Source organism: Pelobacter propionicus DSM 2379, from assembly GCF_000015045.1.
Classification (GTDB): Bacteria; Desulfobacterota; Desulfuromonadia; order Geobacterales; family Pseudopelobacteraceae; genus Pseudopelobacter; species Pseudopelobacter propionicus.
This window is the reverse complement of record NC_008609.1, coordinates 1,120,492-1,142,608: the sequence shown is the minus strand read 5'-3', so window position 1 is coordinate 1,142,608 and position 22,117 is coordinate 1,120,492. Positions and strand designations below refer to the sequence as shown.

At 61.5% G+C, this 22,117-nt stretch carries 24 protein-coding genes; 16 read left to right on the top strand and 8 right to left on the bottom strand.

Annotated elements, in window-relative coordinates; all coding sequences use genetic code 11:
• The first annotated feature begins 28 nt into the window (after window positions 1–28).
• Together PPRO_RS05345 and PPRO_RS05340 are read left to right on the top strand one after the other, a co-directional pair.
• A complete protein-coding gene (locus tag PPRO_RS05345) occupies window positions 29–688 on the top strand; it encodes a ribonuclease HII (RefSeq protein ID WP_011735021.1) in 660 nt (219 codons plus the stop codon).
• Window positions 673–1,839, top strand: coding sequence for a metallophosphoesterase (locus PPRO_RS05340; protein ID WP_011735020.1), 1,167 nt, complete (start codon window positions 673–675; stop codon window positions 1,837–1,839). Before PPRO_RS05345 ends, PPRO_RS05340 begins: the two co-directional genes overlap by 16 nt.
• A 28-nt stretch (window positions 1,840–1,867) precedes the next feature.
• On the opposite strand, the gene mltG is transcribed toward PPRO_RS05340, so the two are convergent.
• The gene (gene mltG, locus PPRO_RS05335; RefSeq protein WP_157039945.1) at window positions 1,868–2,872 is read right to left on the bottom strand and encodes an endolytic transglycosylase MltG; all 1,005 of its coding nucleotides are present in this window, start codon (window positions 2,870–2,872) and stop codon (window positions 1,868–1,870) included.
• A 219-nt stretch (window positions 2,873–3,091) separates the two neighbouring features.
• Here mltG and metF point away from each other — a divergent pair, with 219 nt between their 5' ends.
• From metF to PPRO_RS05300, 7 genes are all read left to right on the top strand, one after another.
• On the top strand, window positions 3,092–3,964 hold the full coding sequence (gene metF, locus PPRO_RS05330; RefSeq protein WP_011735018.1) for a methylenetetrahydrofolate reductase [NAD(P)H]: 873 nt from the start codon (window positions 3,092–3,094) through the stop codon (window positions 3,962–3,964).
• Between the two features lie 113 nt (window positions 3,965–4,077).
• Window positions 4,078–5,094, top strand: coding sequence for a [citrate (pro-3S)-lyase] ligase (gene citC, locus PPRO_RS05325; RefSeq protein WP_011735017.1), 1,017 nt, complete (start codon window positions 4,078–4,080; stop codon window positions 5,092–5,094).
• A complete protein-coding gene (gene citD / locus PPRO_RS05320; RefSeq protein ID WP_011735016.1) occupies window positions 5,091–5,354 on the top strand; it encodes a citrate lyase acyl carrier protein in 264 nt (87 codons plus the stop codon). Before citC ends, citD begins: the two co-directional genes overlap by 4 nt.
• A 4-nt stretch (window positions 5,355–5,358) precedes the next feature.
• Complete coding sequence (locus tag PPRO_RS05315; protein WP_011735015.1) at window positions 5,359–5,829, top strand: PPC domain-containing DNA-binding protein; 471 nt, start codon at window positions 5,359–5,361, stop codon at window positions 5,827–5,829.
• Between the two features lie 3 nt (window positions 5,830–5,832).
• Window positions 5,833–6,753 carry an HpcH/HpaI aldolase/citrate lyase family protein gene (locus tag PPRO_RS05310; protein ID WP_011735014.1) on the top strand — a complete coding sequence of 307 codons (921 nt, stop codon included), beginning with the start codon at window positions 5,833–5,835 and terminating at the stop codon, window positions 6,751–6,753.
• Window positions 6,740–8,278, top strand: a complete 1,539-nt coding sequence (citF, locus tag PPRO_RS05305; protein ID WP_011735013.1) for a citrate lyase subunit alpha — start codon at window positions 6,740–6,742, stop codon at window positions 8,276–8,278. The genes PPRO_RS05310 and citF overlap by 14 nt, the downstream gene beginning before the upstream one ends.
• Window positions 8,253–8,762 (top strand): citrate lyase holo-[acyl-carrier protein] synthase, encoded by a 510-nt coding sequence (locus PPRO_RS05300; RefSeq protein WP_011735012.1) that lies wholly within the window; start codon window positions 8,253–8,255, stop codon window positions 8,760–8,762. The genes citF and PPRO_RS05300 overlap by 26 nt, the downstream gene beginning before the upstream one ends.
• 85 nt (window positions 8,763–8,847) lie before the next feature.
• On the opposite strand, the gene PPRO_RS05295 is transcribed toward PPRO_RS05300, so the two are convergent.
• Complete coding sequence (locus PPRO_RS05295) at window positions 8,848–9,291, bottom strand: hypothetical protein (RefSeq protein WP_041532149.1); 444 nt, start codon at window positions 9,289–9,291, stop codon at window positions 8,848–8,850.
• A 312-nt stretch (window positions 9,292–9,603) separates the two neighbouring features.
• Here PPRO_RS05295 and PPRO_RS05290 point away from each other — a divergent pair, with 312 nt between their 5' ends.
• Window positions 9,604–10,476, top strand: coding sequence for a (Fe-S)-binding protein (locus tag PPRO_RS05290; protein ID WP_011735010.1), 873 nt, complete (start codon window positions 9,604–9,606; stop codon window positions 10,474–10,476).
• A 145-nt stretch (window positions 10,477–10,621) separates the two neighbouring features.
• Here the strand turns inward: PPRO_RS05290 and ablB are convergent, their stop codons facing one another.
• Genes ablB through PPRO_RS05275 form a run of 3 tightly spaced genes read right to left on the bottom strand, consistent with a single transcriptional unit; the run spans window position 10,622 to window position 14,147 of the window.
• Window positions 10,622–11,512, bottom strand: coding sequence for a putative beta-lysine N-acetyltransferase (gene ablB / locus PPRO_RS05285; protein ID WP_011735009.1), 891 nt, complete (start codon window positions 11,510–11,512; stop codon window positions 10,622–10,624).
• Entirely contained in the window at window positions 11,496–12,818 is a 1,323-nt protein-coding gene (gene kamA, locus PPRO_RS05280; protein WP_011735008.1) for a lysine 2,3-aminomutase, read from the bottom strand. The genes ablB and kamA overlap by 17 nt, the downstream gene beginning before the upstream one ends.
• 57 nt (window positions 12,819–12,875) lie before the next feature.
• Window positions 12,876–14,147 carry a tetratricopeptide repeat protein gene (locus PPRO_RS05275; RefSeq protein WP_011735007.1) on the bottom strand — a complete coding sequence of 424 codons (1,272 nt, stop codon included), beginning with the start codon at window positions 14,145–14,147 and terminating at the stop codon, window positions 12,876–12,878.
• Window positions 14,148–15,007: 860 nt separating this feature from the next.
• Between PPRO_RS05275 and PPRO_RS05265 the strand changes: the two genes are divergently transcribed.
• The 6 genes from PPRO_RS05265 to PPRO_RS05240 all read left to right on the top strand — a co-directional run bounded on the left by PPRO_RS05265 (window position 15,008) and on the right by PPRO_RS05240 (window position 20,080).
• Window positions 15,008–15,433, top strand: a complete 426-nt coding sequence (locus PPRO_RS05265; RefSeq protein ID WP_232286694.1) for a MarR family winged helix-turn-helix transcriptional regulator — start codon at window positions 15,008–15,010, stop codon at window positions 15,431–15,433.
• Between the two features lie 214 nt (window positions 15,434–15,647).
• Window positions 15,648–16,052, top strand: coding sequence for an acyl-CoA thioesterase (locus PPRO_RS05260; protein WP_011735004.1), 405 nt, complete (start codon window positions 15,648–15,650; stop codon window positions 16,050–16,052).
• On the top strand, window positions 16,052–16,849 hold the full coding sequence (locus tag PPRO_RS05255) for an ABC transporter ATP-binding protein (RefSeq protein WP_011735003.1): 798 nt from the start codon (window positions 16,052–16,054) through the stop codon (window positions 16,847–16,849). The genes PPRO_RS05260 and PPRO_RS05255 overlap by 1 nt, the downstream gene beginning before the upstream one ends.
• Window position 16,850: 1 nt before the next feature.
• Window positions 16,851–17,642, top strand: a complete 792-nt coding sequence (locus PPRO_RS05250; protein WP_011735002.1) for an ABC transporter permease — start codon at window positions 16,851–16,853, stop codon at window positions 17,640–17,642.
• A 428-nt stretch (window positions 17,643–18,070) separates the two neighbouring features.
• Window positions 18,071–18,688, top strand: a complete 618-nt coding sequence (locus PPRO_RS05245; RefSeq protein ID WP_011735001.1) for a PEP-CTERM sorting domain-containing protein — start codon at window positions 18,071–18,073, stop codon at window positions 18,686–18,688.
• Window positions 18,689–19,072: 384 nt separating this feature from the next.
• Window positions 19,073–20,080, top strand: a complete 1,008-nt coding sequence (locus tag PPRO_RS05240) for a hypothetical protein (protein WP_011735000.1) — start codon at window positions 19,073–19,075, stop codon at window positions 20,078–20,080.
• Window positions 20,081–20,261: 181 nt separating this feature from the next.
• Here the strand turns inward: PPRO_RS05240 and yfbR are convergent, their stop codons facing one another.
• The 3 genes from yfbR to PPRO_RS05225 form a co-directional block, all read right to left on the bottom strand.
• A complete protein-coding gene (gene yfbR / locus PPRO_RS05235; protein WP_011734999.1) occupies window positions 20,262–20,870 on the bottom strand; it encodes a 5'-deoxynucleotidase in 609 nt (202 codons plus the stop codon).
• Window positions 20,871–20,885: 15 nt separating this feature from the next.
• Window positions 20,886–21,329, bottom strand: a complete 444-nt coding sequence (locus PPRO_RS05230; protein WP_011734998.1) for a macro domain-containing protein — start codon at window positions 21,327–21,329, stop codon at window positions 20,886–20,888.
• A gap of 97 nt (window positions 21,330–21,426) precedes the next feature.
• The gene (locus tag PPRO_RS05225; protein WP_011734997.1) at window positions 21,427–22,026 is read right to left on the bottom strand and encodes a DUF4410 domain-containing protein; all 600 of its coding nucleotides are present in this window, start codon (window positions 22,024–22,026) and stop codon (window positions 21,427–21,429) included.
• Window positions 22,027–22,117 lie beyond the last annotated feature (91 nt).

Below are 22,117 nucleotides of genomic sequence, written 5' to 3'. Positions count from 1 at the left end.
AAAGCCCCGCACCGTCGGGGCTTTTTTCATGTCACCCATGCAACAGCGCGAACTCTTCAGCTCGCCCCCCATTGACCTGCTGTTCTTCGAGCAGCAGGCTCTTAAACAGGGGCACAGGGTCATAGCGGGAATCGACGAAGCCGGCAGGGGCGCGCTCTGCGGTCCGGTGGTGGCAGCGGCCGTGATTCTTCCCACAGGTATGGCCATTCCGGGCGTGGATGACTCCAAGAAGCTCTCGCCCCGCACACGCGAGCAGCTTTTCGACGAGATAATGGCTCGGGCGCTTTCCGTCGGCATCGGTATCGGCACGCCCCAATTGATCGATCGCATCAATATTCTCCAGGCCACGCGCCATGCCATGGCGGAGGCCGTAGACATTCTTGCCCCGCGACCGGACATGCTGCTGATCGACGGCATCAGTACCATCGACGTCCCGCTCCCCCAGAAGACCATCACCAAGGGGGATTCGCGCTCCCTCACCATCGCGGCAGCATCCATCATCGCCAAGGTCAGCCGTGACCGCATGCTGACCGAACTGGACCTACTGCATCCCGGCTACGGCTTCGCCAGCCACAAGGGGTACGGCTGCGCCTCGCACATGGAGGCCATCCGCCGGCTGGGCCCGTCCCCGGTCCACCGTCTGACCTTCCGGGGCGTACGGGAGCACGTGACGTGTCCCTCTTCCTGATCACCTTCCTCTCCCTCTACGGAGGGATGCATCTGTATGCGTATGTGCGCATCCAGCGCGCCTTCAGACCCGGCCGCAGGGTCCTGTTCACCCTGCGCTGCCTGATGATGCTGGGAACCGGCGCGCCGTTCCTGGTACGCATCTGCGAACAGTGCGGGCTGGAGAGGACAACCCAGGCCCTTGCCTGGAGCGGCTATTGCTGGATGGGGTTCATCTTTATCCTGGTCTCGACGCTGATCCCCCTGGACCTGCTGCGTCTGGCCTTCTCCCGTTTGTCCCTGACCGTTTCCGGTTTCCTGAGCCCTTGCCGTTCATGCGAACTCGCCCTGCTGTGTGCCCTGGCTGTCTCCTGCTACGGCTTCTACGAGGCACGGCAGATCAGGACCGAGCGGATCACCATCTCCAATTCAAAGATTCCCCCCTCTGTCAAGCGGATCAGGATCGTACAGCTCTCCGACGTACACCTGGGTCTGATCGTCCGCGAAGCGCGGCTCAGTCGCATGCTGCGCGTCGTGGGCGAACTGCGACCGGACATCCTGGTCTCCACCGGCGACCTGATAGACGGACGCCTGTCGCGGCGGGAGGGGAGCGCAGGCTTTAGCGACCTGGAAGCCATGCTGCGTCAGGTTCCTGCCCCATGGGGAAAGTTCGCCGTCAGCGGCAACCACGAGTACTACGCCGGCCTGGAGCACTCCCTGGAGGTAACAAAGGCGTCCGGATTCCGCGTGCTGCGTAACGAGGCGGTTGTACTGCCTATCGGCCTGGTCATCAGCGGTTGTGACGACGCGGCCTGGAAGCGTATGTCCCTGCCGCCGCCCCGCCTGGACGAGACGGCTCTGCTCAGGGCGCTCCCCCGTGACCGCTTCCGCCTGCACCTCAAGCACCGGCCGCGGGTCGATCCGCGAAACGAGGGGTTGTTCGACCTGCAACTCTCCGGCCACACCCACAAGGGGCAGATCTTCCCCTTCTACCTGCTGACCAAGCTCAGCTTCCCGATCCCCAGCGGTACGACACAGCTCAACAACGGCTCCATGATCCACGTCAGCCGCGGCAGCGGCACTTGGGGGCCACCGATCCGCTTCCTGGCGCCGCCGGAGATAACCGTCATCGACATCGTTCCGGCCAGACGGGGCGCTACCACTTTGCCCTGACCAGCAACCAGCCAGGACAGAGTGCTCGCTATTTAAGATACCGCCGGACCGCGCGGTTGTGCTCGTCCAGGGTGCGGGAGAAATGGTGGGTGCCGTCCTGGCGTGCCACAAAGTAGAGGTACGGGGTTGCCGCGGGATGGAGGGCGGCAGCCAAGGCATCGGCGCCCGGATTACCGATGGGGCCGGGCGGCAGCCCCCGGTTCAGGTAGGTATTGTAGGGGGAGGGGCGACGGATGTCGGCACTGCTCACCGTGCCGCCGAAGGCCCGCACGCCGTACACCGCCGTTGGATCGCTCTGCAGGCGCATTCCCATGGCCAGACGGTTGTGGAAGACCGAGGAGATCAGCGGCTTCTCGATGGGGGATACGGCCTCCTTCTCGATCATGGAGGCCATGGTCACCACCGCGTGTCGGGATCTGGCTCCGGCGGCTCTGCCGGCCATGGCGGCGTAGTTTTTCTCGAACTGGGCCGTCATGCGGGAAACCAGCTGGCTGGCGCTTTCCCCCCGGGAGAGGTTGTAGGTGGCGGGAAAGAGGTACCCCTCCACACTCTCAGTCCCGATGCCCAACCTGGCCAGTAACAGTGGATCACGGCAGGCATCCAGAAAATCATCCCGCCCCAGAAGCCCCTTCCGTTCCAGCAGTTCGGCAGCCTGATAGATGGAATACCCTTCGGGAAGGGTGAAGCGCCGGAAATCGACGCGACCTTCCACCACCTTGAGCAGTATCTCCGTTGTGGTCATGGCATCGTTGAAGCGGTACTCCCCTGCCTTCAGGCGCTGGACCTGCCCCCGCAGACGGCTGACCAGGATGAAATGCCAGGAACTGCGGATGATACCGCCCTGCTTCAGATCCTGGGCCAGTTTAGCGACACCGCTGCCCGCCGGCAACGACACCACCCGCACCACTCTGCCCCTGCCGACGGGTATCAGCAGGCAGACCAGGTACCAGGCCAGCAGAAAGAGCAGGCAGCAGCCAATGAGCGAGGCAATCAAACGTGTGGTACGGCGGCCGGGTGCAATCATGGCCGGCATTATGGGAATCTTTTCCCATGGCGTCAAGCGCCTGTGCGCTTCTTGACATCGTGCCGCAATATTGCTACACATTTTTCCCGGAAACGGATCCAACGACATTCCGTGGAGTCCGCGCGTACGCCCGGGAAGCCCGATGCCCCGGCAGGATGAGTCGATCCGCCATCCGGCTTCGCACCACACGACGCCGCACCGAATCATGCAACAAGCAACGGAGGAACCGTGCGTATAGCCGATCTGATAGCAACCAGAAGTCCGTTCGTTTCGCTGGAATTCTTTCCCCCCAAAGAAAGGTCCGAGTGGCCAGCGTTCTTTCAGGCCGTGGAGCAGCTGGCCCAGGTGGACCCGCTGTTCGTCTCGGTCACCTATGGAGCGGGAGGAAGCACCCAGAGCGACACCCTTGAGATCGTCAGCCGCCTCACCCGCAATCTGGGCCTGGAGGCCATGGCGCATCTGACCTGTGTCGGCGCGACCCCGGAGGCGATCCTGGAATTCCTGAACCAGCTGTCGGCAGCCGGCGTGCGCAACGTGCTGGCCCTGCGGGGAGACCCCCCCAAGGACGCTCCCGATAACTTCCTCTCCTGCCACAGCCTGCAGTACGCCTCCGACCTGGTCGCCTACATCCGCTCGGTGCACCCGGAACTTGGCCTGGGCGTGGCCGGCTACCCCGAGACCCACCCCCAGGCCAAGAGCCCCCAAAGCGACCTTGACTTTCTCAGGCTCAAGCTGGACAATGGCGGCGATTTCGTCATCACCCAGCTCTTCTTCGACAACACGAGCTACTTCGATTTCGTCCGCAGGGCGCGCGACCAGGGAATCGAGAAGCCGATCATCCCCGGCATCATCCCGGTGGTCAGCCTGAAGGTCATTCAGCGCATCGTATCGCTGTGCGGGGCGACCATCCCTGCCCGCTTTCTGGCTGAACTGGAGCAGGCGGACCGCGACGGCGGTGCCGCTGCCGTGCGTGAAGCGGGTGTGGCCCATGCCCGCCGCCAGGCTGAGGAGCTTCTGGCCGGCGGTGCGCCGGGCATACACATTTACACCCTGAACCGCGCCGATGTCGTCCTGGAGCTGACCAGGGGGCTTATCCCCTGATCATCCCGGTCGAGCCTGATCGTCCGCCGGGATAAAGAACTGTTGACAGACGGCTTGCAAAGCCGTCAAATGCACCAGCGGATCATGTCAATTTCAGAGGATGAATCGGGCACATGATTACGGAACTGCACTCTCCCCCTGACATACGGGCGGCGCACGGGCTCGTGGAGCAAAGCGGACTCTCCTTCGAAGAGGGATTCGACGAGCTGCTGGGCATCCACGAACAAGGCAAACTCGTGGCAGTAGGCGCGCGGGTCGACAACATCCTTAAAATGTTCGCCGTTGAGCCGTCCCACCAGGGGCAGGAACTCCTGGCCAGGATGGTCACCGAGCTGGTCAGGCGCGGATTCGCCGCCGGCTTCGAATCCCTGTTCGTCTTCACCAAGCCGGAGCACGTTACCACCTTCCAGTCGCTCAACTTCTCGCTTCTGGCCAGCCAGGAGCAAGTGGCGCTCCTGGAATACGGCAGGGGGCTTGAGCGCTGGCTCGCATCCCAGCGCTCTCTGATCAGGAACGGAACCAACGGCGCGGTGGTAATGAACTGCAACCCCTTCACCCGCGGCCACCGGCACCTGGTGGAAAGCGCGGCCCGGCAGGTGGACACCCTCTACCTGTTCGTGGTGGCCGAGGATCGCTCGGCATTCCCCTTTCAGGTCCGCCTCCAGCTGGTGCGCCAGGGGGTGGGGGACCTGGCCAACGTCCTGGTTCTGGGCACCTCCCACTACGCCATCAGCGGCGCCACCTTTCCCACCTACTTCCTGAAGAGAGACGACCCGGTGGCCCGCATCCAGATGGAACTGGACCTGACCCTGTTCGCCTCCCGCATCGCCCCCTTTTTTCGCATCACCCGTAGATTCGTGGGCAACGAGCCCTGCTGCGGCCTGACCTTCCGCTACAATGAATGCATGAAGAGCCTGCTCCCCCCCCATGGCATAACCCTCACCGAGGTGGAGCGCATCTGCGCGGGCGGAGAGGTCATCAGCGCCTCGCGGGTGCGGCAGGCGCTGGCAAACAATGACCGTGCGACGCTGGAACTGCTGGTGCCGGACAGCACGTCAGCTTTTCTGATGAGCAGCGAAGCCGATCCCATTCGAGACAAACTACGCCATGACAGGGGAGTCTTCAGATGACAATCACGAAAAAGGGACAGGCCGGCACCATGCAATCCAGCGACCTGATGGTGTTCGTTGAACCGGCGGACGAGCTGACCGTGGAGATCGAATCCACGGTCAAGAAGCAGTTCGAGCACCTGATCCGCGCCAAGCTGGGACAGGTGCTGGCCAAGCAGGGGGTCACCAGGGGCAGAATCCGCATCAGCGACCGGGGCGCACTGGACTACGCCATCGAGGCGCGCCTGGAAGCGGCGCTGCAACGGGCCAGGGAGGTGTGAAGGGATGAGTGGCTTCAGATACAAGGAATACAAACAGGGGCGGCGCTTCATCCTCAAGATCATTCCGGGCGAGAGCCTGGTGGAGTGCATCACCCAGTTCGCGCTCACGGAAAACATCCACTATGCAGTGATCCTCTCCGCCGTCGGCTCGGTGCGGGACGTCTGCCTGCGCGGCATCAAATCGGGGGCCAAGCTCCCCATCACCCCGGCCCGGGTCAACACCCACCTGCTGGAGGGGCCGCTGGAGCTGCTCAGCCTGACCGGCAACATCGTTCCCGACGAGACCAACACCCCCGACTGCCACCTGCACATCATGGCCGGAAAATCATCCTGCGATGTCATCGGCGGCCACCTCTTCGATGCCCGGGTGTTCGCCACCTGCGAGATCGTGCTGACCGAGCTGGTGGTGGAGGGGGTCGAGCGTCACCACTCCACATCCGGCGGCATTCCCACCATCTATTTCAACGAGGAGTAAACCATGCCGGAATTCCAGCTGCGCCGGTCGCTGCTCTACGTGCCGGGCAACATGCCGTCCATGCTGCAGAACGTGCCGCTGTTCACCTGCGACGCCGTGATCATCGATCTTGAAGACGCCGTCCCGCTGAACGAAAAGGACGCCGCCCGCATCCTGGTGAAACGCTTCCTGGAGAGCCACACCAGGCGCAACAAGGAGATCCTGGTACGCATCAACCCCCTGGACAGCAAGTGGGCCTATCACGACCTGAAGGCGGTGCTCCCCTTTCTTCCCGACGGCATCCGCCTGCCCAAGGCCGACACGCCCGAGATCGTCGAGCACCTGGACACCATGCTGACCGAATTCGAGGAAGAGCTGGGGCTGGAGATCGGCCGCTTCCGCATCCTCCCCTCCATCGAGAGCGCCCAGGGGGTGATCAACGCCAACGACATCGCCCGCACCTCCAAACGGGTCTTCGGACTCGGCTTCGGCGCGGAGGATTACACCGCCAGCATGGAGATCGAGCGCACCAAGGGGGGGGAGGAGCTGTTCAACGCCCGCATGACCATACTCTGGGCAGCAAAGGCCGCCGGCATCCAGGCCATCGACACCATCTTCGCCGATCTCAACGACATGGAGGGACTGCGCCGGGAGACCGAGCTGGCCAAGAAACTGGGCTACACCGGTAAGTGCATGGTCAACCCGCGCCAGATCGACGTGATCCACGACGTCTTCGCCCCCAAGCAGGAAGAGGTGGACTATGCCCTGCAGGTCATCGACGCCATCAAGCGCGCCCGCACCATGGGCACCGGCGTCATCTCCCTGAAGGGCAAGATGATCGACGCGCCGGTGGTCAAGCGCGCGGCGCGGGTGCTGCGCACCGCCTTTGCCCACGGCCTGGTGGACGAGATCATTCACGAGGAGGATATCCATGGCGCTGAATAGCCTGGGGCGCACCATCCCCGACAGCTTTGCCGGCAGTAAGCTGATCCCCTACCAGGATCCCTGGTCGCTCATGCCCCACACCCTGCGGGCCACCCGGCCGACCAAGCGCATCCCCCATAACGACAGGAAGGTGCTCTCCGGCATCCGGGAGGCGATCATCGCCTCGGGACTTAAGGACGGCATGACCATCTCCACCCACCACAGCCTGCGCAACGGCGACTACGTCCTCAACCAGGTGATCAGGGAGATCGACGCACTGGGTATCCGTGACATCAGGATCGCCTCCAGCTCCATCCATCCGGTGCATGCCGAGATCATCCCCGCCATCCGCAAGGGGGTGATCACCTCCCTGGAGTGCGGGGTCAACGGCCTGATCGGCGAGCTGATCTCCAAGGGCGAGCTCAGCTGTCCGGTCATTGTCCGCTCCCACGGCGGGCGGGCTCGCGCCCTGATCACCGGGGAGGTAGGGGTGGACGTGGCTTTCCTGGCCGCCCCCTGCTGCGACGACTACGGCAACTTCAATGGCTTCTCCGGCCCCTCGGCCTGCGGCAGTCTGGGGTACGCCATGGTGGATGCCCAGCACGCCCGCACGGTGGTGGCGCTGACCGACAACCTAGTTCCCTACCCAGCCGTACCGGTGGGCATCTCCCAGAGCGTGGTGGACTATGTGGTTGCGGTGGAATCCATCGGCGACCCGGCCAAGATCGTCTCCACCACCACCCGTATCACCACCGACCCCATCGGCCTGCAGATAGCCAAGCACGCAGCGCAAGTAATCGAGTCCTCCGGCCTGCTGAAAGACGGCTTCTCCTTCCAGACCGGCACCGGCGGCATATCCCTGGCCGTTGCCGAACAGGTGCGGGGCCTGATGCGCCGGGGGAACATCAGGGGCAGTTTCGGCTGCGGCGGCATCACCGGGCACTTCGTGGACATGCTGGAGGAGGGGCTGTTCCAGGCGCTGTTCGACGTGCAGTGCTTCGACCTGAAAGCGGTGGAATCCATCGCCAGGAACCGCAACCACCAGGAGATCAGCGCCACCATGTACGCCAATCCCTTCAACAGCGGGGCGGTGGTCAACCGTCTGGACTGCGTGATCCTGAGCGCCACCGAGGTGGACGTGGACTTCAATGTCAACGTCAACACCGAATCCAACGGCTATCTGCTGCACAACACCGGCGGCCACAGCGACACCGCCGCCGGGGCCAAGCTCTCCATCATTGTCGCCCCCTCCATCCGGGGGCGCCTGCCCATCATCAGGGACGAGGTCACCACCATCACCACGCCGGGGGAGACGGTGGACGTGGTGGTCACCGAGCGGGGTATCGCCGTCAATCCCCGCCACCCGGAGCTGAAGGCAGAACTGCTCCGGCGCCGGGCGCCGGTCAAGGAGATCCGCGAGCTGCGCGACGAGATCTACGAGCTGACCGGCGTACCGCGGCCGCTGGAGTTCGAGGACGATGTGGTCGGGCTGGTGGAGTACCGCGACGGGTCGATCATCGATGTCATCCGCAGAGTCAAGGAGTAGCATCCTGGCGGCCCGGGAGGCCAGACAGGAGCTCTTGGACCGCCATAGCGGCACATTCCCCGCTTTCATATTCCTCTCCCTCAACATCCCCGGTGAGTGCAAGACCCCACCCGGTACGGAAGAGCTCTTTTCCTGGGCACTGGAACGGCTGGAGACCAGCCTCCCCCATCTGCACCTGGTGGAGCGGGGCTCGGACCGGCTGGGCCCCTTTGCCCTGCTGGCTGCCGGTCAGGAAGCCGCCCAGGTGAAGCGGCTCTGCGTCTCCCAGGAGGAGAGCAGCCCTGTGGCGCGACTGATCGACCTGGACGTCTACGACAGAAGCGGCGTCCAGATCGGCCGCGGCTCCCTGGGACTCCCCCCCCGCCCCTGCCTGGTCTGCCATCACCCGGCAGTGGACTGCATGCGCCTCGGCCGGCACAACTACCCGGAACTGGCGGCATGCGCCGAGAGGCTACTGGCGGAGTTCAGCAAAGCAGGTGGCTGATAGCGGTTCGAGGACCGGTTTGTTCTCCTCAGCCCAGAGTGCAGACACCGGTGATCCAGGGTAGTGCCCAAGAGGGGGAATCCCCCTACCCCACCGGCTTCCCGCCGAACATGATCTCCTCCAGCTTCCGCTCCTCCTCCGCCAGTTCATCGGGATCAACGCCCTTTTTCCGCAGTTCAAGGTATTGCTCGATAGCCTCGATCTGGGCGCTGCACCTGATCATGCCGGTTTTCAGGAAACCGATAATCGCCCGTTCCACCTCATGGTCCAGCTGTTCCCGGGTCCTGGCGATGCTCTCCTCCAGATAGCGTTTCCGGCACTCCCAGATATCAACACCCAGCAGGCGTGCCGCCGTGGCGAACAGGTCGCTCTCCCGGTCGTACACTTCCATGGAAAGGTGCATGGCGCATTGGGTGCAGATGTGGCGCTGACAGAAATCGCTCCAGGCAATAGAATCGCTGTCCGCATGTTCCGGCATGGCGCCGCACAGCGGACAGGGTAATGTTTCCGAGCTATTTTCGTTTTTCATCCAAACTCCTTTTGGTGTCATCAATGGGCCGCACCCCGGCGTGGCTTCATGCGGCCGGCGACCGTAGCGTATGTGTCAAGTAAAGCGTTCCCGGCCTCAAGTCAAGCCTGAAGTGCGTCCCCGCTCACCGCATGCAGGCGCCCCCGTTTTTTCACAAGCCTCTCATCAGGAATTGCCCGTAGACCGCAGCGTTCAAATCGTTTGTCCTGCACGGCTATTCGGGTACACTACAAGCGACCATCTGTGTTGCACGGCAGGTCAAACGTGGTGACGGTAACACCAGGTCACACGCGGGAAAGGGAAGGAGCAACCATGGAACGGATCATACGCGAGGAGATCGTCGGCTTTGTGCGCAAGAGCCCCGACAACAGGTTCCCGGAGAGCAGGGTCCCCTTTTTCGACGCACCGCAGATCGGCTTCGCCTCGGCCAGGGATCCCCTGTTCGAGCAGTTCAAACAGATCATAGGCGACTTCCACCTGACCCCGGCTGAAATCATGAGGGACTGCCATGGCCCGGCTATGGGTGAGGCAGAGACCGTGATCTGTTGGATTCTCCCCATCACCCGCACCACCAGGGAGAGCAACCGCCACCAGGAGCGGGTTCCTTCACGGGAGTGGGCACTGACCCGCGGCAGCGGCGAGCAGTTCAACACCCTGCTGCGAATGTTCGTGGTCGACCTGCTCAGGCAGAGGGGAGTACTGGCGGTGGCGCCGCTCCTCTCCGGCATGTGGAGCCCCATCAGGCAGGAGCCGGTGGGACTGGCCTCCACCTGGTCCGAGCGTCACGCCGCCTATGTGGCGGGATTGGGCACCTTCAGCCTCAGCGACGGCCTGATCACGGAGCGGGGAATAGCCCACCGCTGCGGCAGCGTCATCACCAATGCGCGCATCACGCCCACGCCGCGAACCGCCCGGGACCACCAGAGCAACTGCCTCTACTTCAGCCGGGGAAGCTGCGGCCTGTGCATACAGCGCTGTCCGGTGGGGGCCATCTCCCGCCAGGGTCACGACAAGGAGAGATGCCGGGAGTACGTCTACGAGACCCTGCGCAACGCCACCGGCCGGGAGTACGGCACCACGGAAAGCGGTTGCGGTCTCTGCCAGACAGGGGTACCCTGCGAGGCCTGCATCCCCCCCGCAAGTAAAACGAGACAACTGACCCTGCAACCGGCTCATAAGGGCTGAGGTGAATTTCCGGTGTTTTCGATGCAACATCCCCCTGTGCTGAAAAGGCTCCTGCTTTCAGGTCCACAAAACGCCGAACAGTTGGCCAGAGATTTGACGATAGCGACGCTGGCCCCCCGTTGACTATCCCTGCCTCAACCCGGCGTCAGTATGTTCGACAACGCCATGAGCGCGAATCCATATCAGCGGCATAGTAGTGACGCGTCTTGTACCAGACATTCATGCTCTCCAGGCTGCCGGCAATATTCGTATTATTTGTCAGGGTGCCTGCAAAGTGATAACCGTTTCGGGCAAAGGTGATGTTCATGCCGAAGGAATAGGCCCGGGCAATGGTGAAAAAGGAGCGGATGCCCCGCTGTTCCATGGCCTCCTCCATCCGTTGCAGCAGAAACAGGGCGATCCCCTGTCCGCGATATGCGGGCAGGATGGCGAAATCGGTCATCTCCACGCTCTTGGAGTCCGGATCCATCTCGGCAGATGAAGCGGCGACCACACCTTCTCCCTGACGCACACCGAAATAGAGCGTCGCCCCCTTCATAGAACTGACGATGAACGAGGCCTTATGGATGGGAAAGGGGTAGCTATCGAAGACCTGGCCGAAGAGCACAGCCAACTCATCCGCATCCCCTTCCCCCGCCACAGCCCAGGAGTACCCATCGGGAAGAGGGGGCTTTCCCTCCCCCGGACGCCCTGCCGCGGTCGAGGCGGCGGAGAGCACTTCCCGGACAAGGGCGGGACGCTTCTCCCGGCGACGCTCCGGCGTCAGGTACTTCCCCAGAAAGCAGACCGGTTCTCCGGTGGGATAGAAACCGGGGATCTCCGCCTCCACCCCGAAGCCGGCGGCGAGAAAATGGCCCGCCGATCCGGAGGGGACCTTGGCGAAGATCTTTGAGTAGCCTTCCTCGCTTGCCAGCCTATCCAGTTTTTCGGGGAGAGCGGGAGCATCGTCCGGGTGCTGCTTCATCAGATAGACCCGGTCATTGCCAGGGCCGTGCTGGATCACCGAGCGCCCGATCAGTTCAATCCGGTCTGCCATTGCTCCTCCGTTTCATGCGGATATTGTCCTCCGGAGTCAGAGAGATGGTTTCGTGAAAATCGGAGAGCAGGCGTTCGATGCCGACGGCCGAATACTCTCCGGTTCCTTCCATATTCAGCTCCAGGCGACAATCGGCGCAGTTGCGGTCGCAGAACACCGCCTCGTACTTCTCCGGCTCCTGGTAGGTGGTGATCACCCCTTCGTAGTTGCGCAGCACCACCTTGTTGGTTGCCAGGGTTATCAGGTAGTTGGGCATGACCGGGATCTTGCCCCCTCCTCCCGGCGCGTCGATGACGTAGGTCGGCACGGCGAAACCGCTGGTATGGCCGACCAGGCTCTCCATGATCTCCATCCCCTTGCCCACCGGCGTGCGGAAGTGGGAAAGTCCCTCGGAAAGATCGCACTGGTAGAGGTAGTAGGGTCGCACCCGGTTCTCCACCAGTCGCTGCATCAGAGTCTTGATGATCATGGGACAATCGTTCACTCCCGCCAAAAGTACGGTCTGGTTGCCCAGGGGGATGCCGGCATTGGCCAGGCGGGACAGCGCCTCCCTGGCCGACGTGGTGATCTCCCGGGGGTGATTGAAATGGGTGTTCAGCCAGAGCGGATGATACCGGGACAAAACGCGGATCAGGCCGGGAGTGATGCGGTAGGGAAGCACGACCGGCATGCGGCTGCCGATACGGATCACCTGCACATGGGGGATGGCGCGCAGTTCTCTCAGGATCCAGTCCAGATGGCTGTCGGGAAGCATCAGCGGGTCCCCCCCCGAGAGGAGCACGTCGCGGACCACCGGGGTGCGGCGAATGTACTCCAGCCCCAGCATGATCTCGTCCTTCCCCGGAATCGAATCCACGTCCCCCACCTTGCGCTTGCGCGTACAGTGGCGGCAGTACATGGAGCAGATGTTGCTGACCTGGAACAGCACCCGGTCGGGATAGCGGTGGGTTATTCCCGGCACCGGACTGTCGGCATCCTCGTGAAGCGGGTCCTCGTGTTCGCAGGAGGTGACCTGCAGCTCATCCGGCGAGGGAAAGGCTTGGCGGAAGACGGGATCGACGGCATAGTTCGTGCGGTCGATCAGGGAGAGGTAGTAGGGGGTTATGGAGAGGGGAAACTTATCGATGGTTTCTTCCAGTTCCCGCTTTCGTTCAGCATCGAATTTGATGCCAAGCAGCCGTTCAAAGGTGGCGATATCCCGTATGGCATGGCGCAGCTGCCAGCGCCAGTCCTTCCAGTGGGACAGCTCGGTGCTCTTGCCTATTTTCCGTGCGATTGCCTGCTGAATTTTGGTGTATATGCTCATAGGTCTCCTGTGGGTGTCTTTCGGGCAAACGGGCCTGCCCGGTTCACACGGAAGAAGTCAGCGTTTCGCCCCGGATGAACCGCTGTTCCGCTTCTTCCCGATCTTCTTGACCTCTGTAGACTTCCTTGACTTCTTGGACTTCTTGACCTCTGTAGACTTCCTTGACTTTTTGGACTTCTTGGACTTCACGGAGGAGACTTTGGAACGCCTGCTCGTTCGCGACGAACGGTACTTCTTTTTCGTACTCCGCTGGAGCGTGCTCTTCCTGGAATTTTTCCGGCTCTTCTTCACCACAGGGCGTTCCCGCAGGCTGTTCAGGAGTTCCTGTGCCTCCTGCAGGTCCGGATCCGCCTTGCGCGCAGCCACCAGACACTCCTTGGCCTTGGTCGTTTTGCCGAGCTTCAGGTAGATTTTCCCCAGCCCCTTCAAAGCCCTGGCATGGTCGTTCTTAAGCGCCAGGGCCTTGCGGTACTCGGAAATGGCCGCCTGATACTCCCGGGCGAAGTCGTGCATCAGCCCCATCCTGAAGTGGCTGTCGGGGTCGTCAGGAAACCGTTCCACCCCCTCCTGCAACAGTTGGCGCAGGGCTCCGTACCGGTGCAGCTTGACGTAGAGAGAGATCAGAGAGTTGCGCGCTTCCGTATCCCTGTTGTCCAGCCGCAGCAGTTCGCGGTACTGGCCGATCGCGCCGTCCCCCATCCCCCTTTTGCAGTAAAGCTCCGCCAACTCTCGACGCAGTTCGGCGTTGTGGGGGGCCAGTTCGATGGCCCGGCGGTACTCCTTGATGGCCTCACCGTACCTGCGATTCTTCTTCAGAACCCTGGCCAGCCTGAAGTAAAATAGCGGGTTAGCCGGCTGCCGCGTGATGAGCTGTCGGTACTCTTTCGTTGCCAGGGTGAGATTGCCGCGCAGAACATAGATATCTGCCAGGTGGCGCCGCGCATCATCGTTGTCCGGTTCCTGCCGCAGGCACTCGCGATACTGACTCTCGGCCTCCTTCAAGCGACCACCACGTTCATGGAGGACCCCCAGCGTGTAGCGCACCGATCCCCGCGACTCATCCAGACGCAGGAGGCGTTCATAGGTGCTGATTGCCTCCCCGTCCTTTCCGGCGGCCATCAGGGCATCGGCAAGCCGCTCCAGGGCCGCCGGCCACTCCGGGCGCTCCGAGAGTGCCGCTCGATACTCGTCGATTGCCTCCTCCCACTGACGCGCCTGCAGATATTCATCCCCACGACGCAACCGTTCGTCGCCACCAGCGCCCGAGAGAAAACCGCAGAGCAGCGAGACGACCAGCATTAGAACAAAAAAACGTAAAATATTAATCATAACCTTCCTTTTCAGTACACAACGAACAGGCTCGCCCCCACCACGGCAGGTACCAGTGTCAAGCCGAGGCATCTCCGCCGCCACGCGTTGCTCACCGGCTGGGCCGCCAGGAGAACGGAATCTGCCGCGGATGTGTGTACGGGAGTTTTATTTGGGGGGGGCGGGACGACTGAAACGGGAATTTTCTGTTGTTTTCCGGAGAGAAAGACCTGTGTCCATCGGATCCGGGCGGCCAGCTTCCCTGCCTGTTGCAACGTCAGTGTCACGGCAGCCTGCTCCGATATCCGCACAACTCCGTTTGAAGCACCAACCTGCTCAGCACGCAACGTTTGATCACACATCATAGGCATACAAATGAGTTGAGTCAACAAAAACCTGCCCGCTATGCCCATATCACCTTGAATTACATGCACTTTCACACAACCACCCGACAGCAGAACATTGCCTTCACAATGCGTGTCGGGACCCCCTGCGCCATGTAGCACAGCCACAAAAAGACATAACGCCGTTTCCACCCACCAGGCGGACATGGGACATCGACTTTGCAGCGTATTTTGCTATTCACAAAGCAGGGCCAATGGGATTAAAATCAGCACCGCTTCGAACATCGTTGCCGTCACCGGATCCCCTCCAGCACCAGACACCCCATCGTGCCGGATACAGGGCGGGCCATGACCGACAACGAACCGCAAGCAACCAATTCATATGTGCCGAATATGCCGCCCCGACCCACCACGAGTAGAGGCCACGCATACCCGACATACATCGCGAGGACAAGGATGGACACCAGCACCAGGGTTGCGAATATTGTCGACAACATTCGGCGTGTATTTCAGGTAATTAACGAACATTCCAAACGAGTGGAAAAAGTAACCGGCATTACCGGCCCGCAGCTCTGGGCGATCAAGAGAATCGCCGAAAATGCGCCCATCAAGGGCGCCGAACTGGCGCGGCGCATGTACCTGCACCCCACCACCATCGTCGGCATACTGGACCGCCTGGAAACACGCGGTTTGGTGGTGCGCACCCGCTCAAAGGTCGATCGGAGGGTTGTGGAAGTCAATCTAACGGAACAGGGAAATGAACTGGTACGCAACGCCCCCGAGGTTGCCCAGGGCATCCTGGTTCAGGGGTTGGAGAAACTGCCCGAAGAGAGGCTGCTGAAGATTTCGGAGGGGATCGAGGAGTTGATCCGGATTCTCGATGCACGGGAAATTCCTCCGCAACTGATGCGGTCACGGGAAGTAAACCTGCCCCACGATGAGAGCGCGCATCCCCCTGCCTGAGTCCCGCACCCCCCAACAGAATGAGGAGAAACAAACCGCCCCCCCCGCGCCCAAGCACCGTTTTCTCCATCGCACCGACCCCTGGCCGCCACTCCCTGTCAGTTGTCGTCACAGACAAGCATATCGGTGAGATCTGCGGCAGAATACCAGCAACTTCTGACAGAGGGATACTGCGGCGGGGCGAAACAACATTTTCGAAAGGAACCCACAACCAATGGAGCAGAACTGTTTTTCGATCGAAATGGCGGTGAGGGATTACGAGTGCGACATGCAGGGGGTGGTGAACAACGCCGTGTACCAGAACTACCTGGAGCATGCCCGCCATGAGTACCTGAAGAGCATCGGCATCGACTTCGCCGACCTCACGGCCCGTGGCATCAACCTGGTGGTGACCAGGGCAGAGATCGACTACAGGATGTCACTGAAAAGCGGCGACCGTTTCGCGGTGGAGGTCTCTCCCGAACGGCTCTCGCCGCTGCGCATCGGCTTCCGCCAGCGCATCCTCCGCCTTCCCGACCGCACGATAGCCGTCCAGGCCCTGATTATTGGAACGGCGCTGAGCGCCACGGGGCGGCCACGGATACCGGCGGAGCTGGATGCCCTGCTGAGGCGCGGCTGATGGCCACGGCTATTCCCCTGAAGCGGACCGACAGGCGAGCGAACGTCATGCTGCGCCTGGAAGGGATCGGCATCGTACGAAGGGAAACGGACGGCACGGAGCGACGCATTCTGGACGACGTACACTGCTACGCCCACAGCGCCCAGATCACCACCATCGTGGGACCGTCCGGCGGGGGGAAAAGCAGCCTGATCCGGCTGATCAACCGCCTGGACGACCCGACCTCAGGAACGATCCGGCTGAATGGAACCGACATTTCCCAGCTCGACCCACTGGAACTGCGCGGCCAGGTGGCCATGGCGCAGCAGAAGCCGTTCATGTTCGAGGGAACCGTGCTGGACAACCTGCAACGCCCCTTTAACTACCGCAAACAAACGCCTCCCCAAGCCGACACCCCCGACCTGCTCCACTCTCTGGAACTTGCCCGCATACCGGTCACCCTGCTCAAGCGCGACGCCCGCACCCTCTCCCTGGGGGAACAGCAGCGGGTGGCGCTCTGCCGCGCCCTGCTCACCAAACCGGTGCTGCTGTTGCTGGATGAACCGACCAGCGCCCTGGACCGGCCCACGGCAGACCACCTGGCCACCACCTTCCGGGAGATCTGCCACAGGGAACGGCTGGCGATCATGCTGGTGACCCACGACCTGCGCCTGGCGGAACAGGTCTCCGATTATCTCTACTATCTGGAGGAGGGGCGCATCAGGGAGGAGGGGGAACCGGCCGAGCTGTTCTCCACCCCGCGCAGCGAAGAGTTGCGCCGGTTCCTGGGCAAGCCTGAAAGGGAAGGAAGCCACTGACATGGAAAGCACAGGCATGGTCAACCTGGGATTGATGGACCTGGTTTTGGTCTACGGGCTGGTGCTGCTGGCCATTGCCCTGGCGCGGCTGCGCAACATCGGCCAGGAGTGGCAGATGTTCTGGGCCTCCCTGCGCATGGTGATCCAACTCTTCGCCGTCGGCGCCCTGCTGCACCTGGTATTCAGCGTCAGGAGCCCCCTGGCCACCCTGGCCATCCTGCTGGTGATGGGGCTCTGCACCCTGCAGGTGGTGGGGGGGCGCATGGAACGGAAGATGCCCCGCTTCTACCGGGTGATGGCTACCGCGCTGCTGACGGGGTGTGGGGGAGCAACCTTCGTGCTCTGCGGCCTGGCGCTGGACTATACCCCCTGGTACGATCCCCGCTACCTGATACCGCTGGCCGGCATGATCATCGGAAACTCCATGAACGGCGCCACCCTAGCCGCGGAGCGGCTAGCATCGGGCATCCACGAGCGGCGCGAGGAGCTGGAGGCGGCCATCTGCCTGGGCGCCACCTCCCGCCAGGCAGCGGAGCCGATCGTGCGCCAGGCATTCCGGGCGGCGCTGATGCCGACCATCAACACCATGGCCGCCATGGGGATCGTCTCGCTCCCCGGCATGATGACCGGCCAGATCCTCTCCGGCACCGATCCGATCGTTGCCGTGCGCTACCAGATCGCCATCATGTGCGCCATAACCGGCGCGGTGGGCATCAGCTCCTACCTGATCCTGCTCCTGGGATACCGCCACTACTTCACCCCAGCCCACCAGGTGCGGGGTGAGGAGTCGTAACCTTCCGCTGCGGAACACAACGGATTCCCCACTCGTGCATCCGCATATTGTCGATTTTTTTATCACTCAAACTACATTGAACAGCTGATGTCCATCGCCCCATAAATGCGTTTGTTCCCAAGACAAGCCAAGGCTATCAAACAACATCTCAATGAAAATTCACCTCATTTCAATGCATTACCATCACTATCATCACCAGAAAAGCATCGATAGCACAATGCTCAATCGCCTATTGTACTCAAATAGATCATAGCTGCCTGCTTTGCATGAACGCTTCACAAGAGAACGCGTCAAGTCGGTATTTTTTACAGACATGATCCAAAACAGGCAGCACCACAAAAAATAGCTTGAATTTCAAATACTTACAATCTGGCGCATTTCATGCAGGAAACAAGCACTTTCTATTCAAAACAAAAGGAGGAGTCAAGATGAAAAAAACAGTGCAAACTCTCATGACGTTGGTTGCGGTACTGGCCCTTGCAGGAGCGGCTCACGCCGTCACTTTTACTGCTTCATCCAGTTTTTCGGATCTCAGCGGAAACGACGAAAATTTCAAGTGGTCAGTTGCAAGCAAAACTATTTCCGATTTCAACCTCAACGTTGGACAGTCTAACACTTTTTCCTATGGCAAGTTCTCGACTAACGACTTTCCCATCGACAATCTGGATGGCAATGATAATAATGATTCTTTTGTCTCAAATCTGTTTATCACCCCTCCAACACCAAACGCTACAGCGTCCGGGACAGGTGAACCTGATGCCGTTAAATCGGGCTATTGGATAATTTGGCCAATTTGGTACAACGACACCAGTACTGCTTCCGTTGATTTTGACAACACCCCGATTGAAATCACCTTTGGAAATGGTGGCAAGTATACTGTCGCCTTTAATGATCTCAATGGTATCGAAGACAATTGTAATTATGACCTGACCGCAACACTTACACTTGTTTCCGACTCCACCCCCGTTCCCGAACCTTCCACCATGTTTCTGCTCGGCGCCGGCCTGCTGGGTGTCGTCGGCCTGCGCAGGAAGTTCAACAGGTAACCTGAAAAATTCGATCAAAAAAAGAAAAGGCGGGATCAATCTGGTCCTGCCTTTTCTTTTGCCCACATGAACAGAGTACTGTTGCAACCCATCGCAACGCACTCACTCCCCGCAAGCGACGGTTCCCCCTCTCCCACCGGCTATCCACACATCAGTTGAAAGTCAGGGCGGCAGCACATCCCCGCGCAACATTGTTCCCCCCCGAACACTGTCAAGCAATCCGATAGTCCCCCTTGCGCGGCGGCTTGGGCCAGGCCCCACCACCACAGGCGCCGCCCTTTACAAGCACGTTCCCCTGTGCTAGCTTTGCGCACATTTTTCCGTTCCGCGGCACGGAGTCTGACCTCCCCGACAGACCGCGCCACGAACACCCAGGAGTACCCCATGAAACGTAAGGCACTGGCCCTCTTCTCCGGCGGACTGGACTCCATCCTGGCGGTCAGACTGATGCAGGAGCAGGGCATCGAGGTGGAGGCGGTCAGCTTTGTGCTCCCCTTCTTCAGCTGTTCCAGCGACGGCACGGAGCGCGACCTGGCAGCGGCGCGGGTGGCCCGACACCTGGGCATCCCCATCTGGGTCATCAACTTCGGCCCCGAATTCCTGGAGCTGATCCGCAACCCGCTGCACGGCTACGGCAAGGCGGTCAACCCCTGCATCGACTGCCGCATCCACATGCTGGTCAAGGCCAGGGAGCAGATGGTGAAGTGCGGCGCCGACTTCATCATCACCGGCGAGGTACTGGGACAGCGCCCCATGAGCCAGCGCCGCGATACCATGAGCGTGGTGGAGCGGGAGAGCGGACTGGAGGGGTTGCTGCTGCGGCCGCTGTCGGCCCTGCATTTCGAGCCGACCATCCCGGAACGGGAAGGATGGGTGGATCGGGAGAGGCTGGCGGCCATCAAGGGGCGTTCCCGCAAGGAGCAGATGCGGCTGGCAGACGAACTGGGGGTGACGGAGTACCCCAATCCGGGCGGCGGCTGCCTGCTCACCGAGGTCTCCTTCGCCCCCAAGGTGCGTGACCTGTTTGAGCATTGCGACCAACTCGACCCGCGCGACTTCCGGCTGCTCAGGATCGGCCGACACTTCCGCCTGGGTGAGCGCTGCAAGCTGATCATCGGCCGCGACGAGAGGGACAACAAACGACTGGAAGAGGCCCTTCTGCCGGGCGAGACCTGCCTGCGCTGGATGGACGGCAACACCCCCCTGGGAGTGTTGACAGGGAATCCGGAGGAACGGCACCTGGATCTGGCCAGCCGCCTGCTCCTGCGCTACACGCGGGCCGAGGCGGGCAGCACCTGCCGGGTGCGGGTCACGGTGGATGGCCGCGAGTCCCTCCGGGAAGTTGCCCACACCATGAGCGAGGAAGAGCTGGGGCACTACCGCATCGACTAGTCCCTCGCCAACGTTCCGCCTGCACCACGAAGCCCCATCCATGACCAGGCTCATGAATGGGGCTTCGATGTTCGCAAAAGAGCGTAACAAAAACCTGACGTTGCGTGGATACGGCGATTCTGGCCTGGCGGGGCAAAGCGAAACGCCACGGCCAGGGAGGCGTCACAGAGGAGTCGCTCTGTTACCCCAGGTGCAGCTCGTCCAGGGAGAGCCGGAATCCGGGCAGGAACTTCTCCATGAAATAGCGCACCTCGGGCAGGGGGCTGGCGGCCAGCAGGGCCTGGTGTTCGGCCCCGGCGCGACGGAACTCCATGTTTCCGGACTTCTCCTCCTCGACGCACTTCACCAGGGCGGCGATCTTGTCGGCCGCCTTGACCAGCTGGACATACTCCCCATCGGCCTCGAAGAAGAAGAGCGGCTCGTACTCCGCGGCCAGCTCCGGCGGCAGCATGGCCAGCAGCTTGCGCCGGGCGCGGTCCTCCAGCTGATGGAAGGAGCGCTTGAAGTTGGGGTTGAAATGCTTGACCGGGGTGGGCATGTCTCCGGTGAAGATCTCGCTGGCATCGTGGAAGATGCCGAACAGCGCCACCCGGTCAGGGTTGAGCGTGCCGCCGAAGTAGGTGTTGCGGATCATGACAAGGGCGTGGGCGATCACCGCCACGTCCAGGCTGTGCTCCTGGATGTTTTCCGGCACGGTGTTGCGCATCAGCCCCCAGCGGCTGATGTAGCGCATGCGCGAGAGGAAGGCGAAAAAGTCGTACTGTTGTGACGGAGCGTTCTTTTCTTTCACGCAGATCCCCTTTTCTCAGATGGCATCGGTACTATCGACCGAAATGACCGTAAAGCGGTCGTCAAAGCAGCGATCCAGTATCGGCCGCACCTCATTCCAGGAGAGCCCCCCTCCCCCGCAGCCGGGACGTGGCACGACAACGGAGCGCCACCCCTGCTCATCGGCCAGGGCGACCAGTTCCCGTGCCGACCGCTCGATCAGGCGCAGGTCGGGAACCTGGTAGGGGGAATGCTCCACCGGGAAACTGACGATGTTCTCGCCCAGGTACTGCACATGGTTGCCCCCCTCCACAAGCCGTCGGCCCAGCAGCTGGGCCATGTCAGGGAACAGCGAGGCAGCCTGGGCCGCCACGCCGCGTCCCATCACCGCCTTGCCGCTCCTGCTCACCTGGCCGTTGGTGGTGATGGCAACGATGGCGCTGTCGCGATACTCCCAGATGTCGCCACGTATTTCCTTCACAGGTTCGTGCTCCTCGTAAAAAAACCCCGCGCCGTGTCACTATCGCGGGGTTTTGACAGGTTTGAAAAACGGACGGGCAGGGAAACGGTGAGTTGGATCAGTACAGCTTGCCGATGAATTTGGCGATTTCCTCGCCCTGGTCCTTGGCCTGGATCTTGAAAACCTCTCCCACGAACCCGATGGCCGTTCCCTCATGCCCCGAGCGGGTATCGCTGAAGGTGGCCAGCTCCTTGCCGCTCCTGGCATCGATCAACCTGCCGGAAACAGAGATGTTGGTCTTGGCCCCTTCTGGCGCAAACCAGCCGAGAAAGACCTTGGCTGCGCCATGGCCGGCATTGAAGCGAGTGAATTTCCCCTCCAGGATAACGGTTTTCGCGGAAGTGCCCCCCTTGGCGGAAACCCTGGCAAAGCGGGTCTCGCTCTTCAGGGTTTTCACGATACTCTCGGTAAGGATCCTGACGATCTCCGGCTTGACCTCTTTGAGCCGTGCCTGTTCATCCTTGTCCATGTTGACGACTTCGGCCCCTTCGACCGAAAAATCCCTGACGATGATACCATCGTAGCGTGCCGACAGCTTTTCCGTCAGCAAGACCGTCTCTTCTCCCAGGACATCCGGTTTGGGCAGCACGCCCTCCCCGGCCCATGCCAGCACCGTCCAGCCCATGACAAGCAGTACCACGGAAACGAGTCTCTTCATGTAAACCTCCCGGTGAAACTGGATTTATGTGTCGCGATATATACCTGCCGGGGATTGTTTTGTCAAACGCGTCACGCACGTTCACCGGATC

Coding starts and splice junctions, on each gene's coding strand:
- PPRO_RS05345 (WP_011735021.1), top strand. CDS start 29: ATGTCACCCATGCAACAGCGCGAACTCTTCAGCTCGCCCCCCATTGAC.
- mltG (WP_157039945.1), bottom strand. CDS start 2,872: ATGCCGGCCATGATTGCACCCGGCCGCCGTACCACACGTTTGATTGCC.
- citC (WP_011735017.1), top strand. CDS start 4,078: ATGATTACGGAACTGCACTCTCCCCCTGACATACGGGCGGCGCACGGG.
- citD (WP_011735016.1), top strand. CDS start 5,091: ATGACAATCACGAAAAAGGGACAGGCCGGCACCATGCAATCCAGCGAC.
- PPRO_RS05315 (WP_011735015.1), top strand. CDS start 5,359: ATGAGTGGCTTCAGATACAAGGAATACAAACAGGGGCGGCGCTTCATC.
- PPRO_RS05310 (WP_011735014.1), top strand. CDS start 5,833: ATGCCGGAATTCCAGCTGCGCCGGTCGCTGCTCTACGTGCCGGGCAAC.
- citF (WP_011735013.1), top strand. CDS start 6,740: ATGGCGCTGAATAGCCTGGGGCGCACCATCCCCGACAGCTTTGCCGGC.
- PPRO_RS05300 (WP_011735012.1), top strand. CDS start 8,253: ATGTCATCCGCAGAGTCAAGGAGTAGCATCCTGGCGGCCCGGGAGGCC.
- PPRO_RS05295 (WP_041532149.1), bottom strand. CDS start 9,291: ATGAAAAACGAAAATAGCTCGGAAACATTACCCTGTCCGCTGTGCGGC.
- PPRO_RS05290 (WP_011735010.1), top strand. CDS start 9,604: ATGGAACGGATCATACGCGAGGAGATCGTCGGCTTTGTGCGCAAGAGC.
- ablB (WP_011735009.1), bottom strand. CDS start 11,512: ATGGCAGACCGGATTGAACTGATCGGGCGCTCGGTGATCCAGCACGGC.
- kamA (WP_011735008.1), bottom strand. CDS start 12,818: ATGAGCATATACACCAAAATTCAGCAGGCAATCGCACGGAAAATAGGC.
- PPRO_RS05275 (WP_011735007.1), bottom strand. CDS start 14,147: ATGATTAATATTTTACGTTTTTTTGTTCTAATGCTGGTCGTCTCGCTG.
- PPRO_RS05260 (WP_011735004.1), top strand. CDS start 15,648: ATGGAGCAGAACTGTTTTTCGATCGAAATGGCGGTGAGGGATTACGAG.
- PPRO_RS05255 (WP_011735003.1), top strand. CDS start 16,052: ATGGCCACGGCTATTCCCCTGAAGCGGACCGACAGGCGAGCGAACGTC.
- PPRO_RS05250 (WP_011735002.1), top strand. CDS start 16,851: ATGGAAAGCACAGGCATGGTCAACCTGGGATTGATGGACCTGGTTTTG.
- PPRO_RS05245 (WP_011735001.1), top strand. CDS start 18,071: ATGAAAAAAACAGTGCAAACTCTCATGACGTTGGTTGCGGTACTGGCC.
- PPRO_RS05240 (WP_011735000.1), top strand. CDS start 19,073: ATGAAACGTAAGGCACTGGCCCTCTTCTCCGGCGGACTGGACTCCATC.
- PPRO_RS05225 (WP_011734997.1), bottom strand. CDS start 22,026: ATGAAGAGACTCGTTTCCGTGGTACTGCTTGTCATGGGCTGGACGGTG.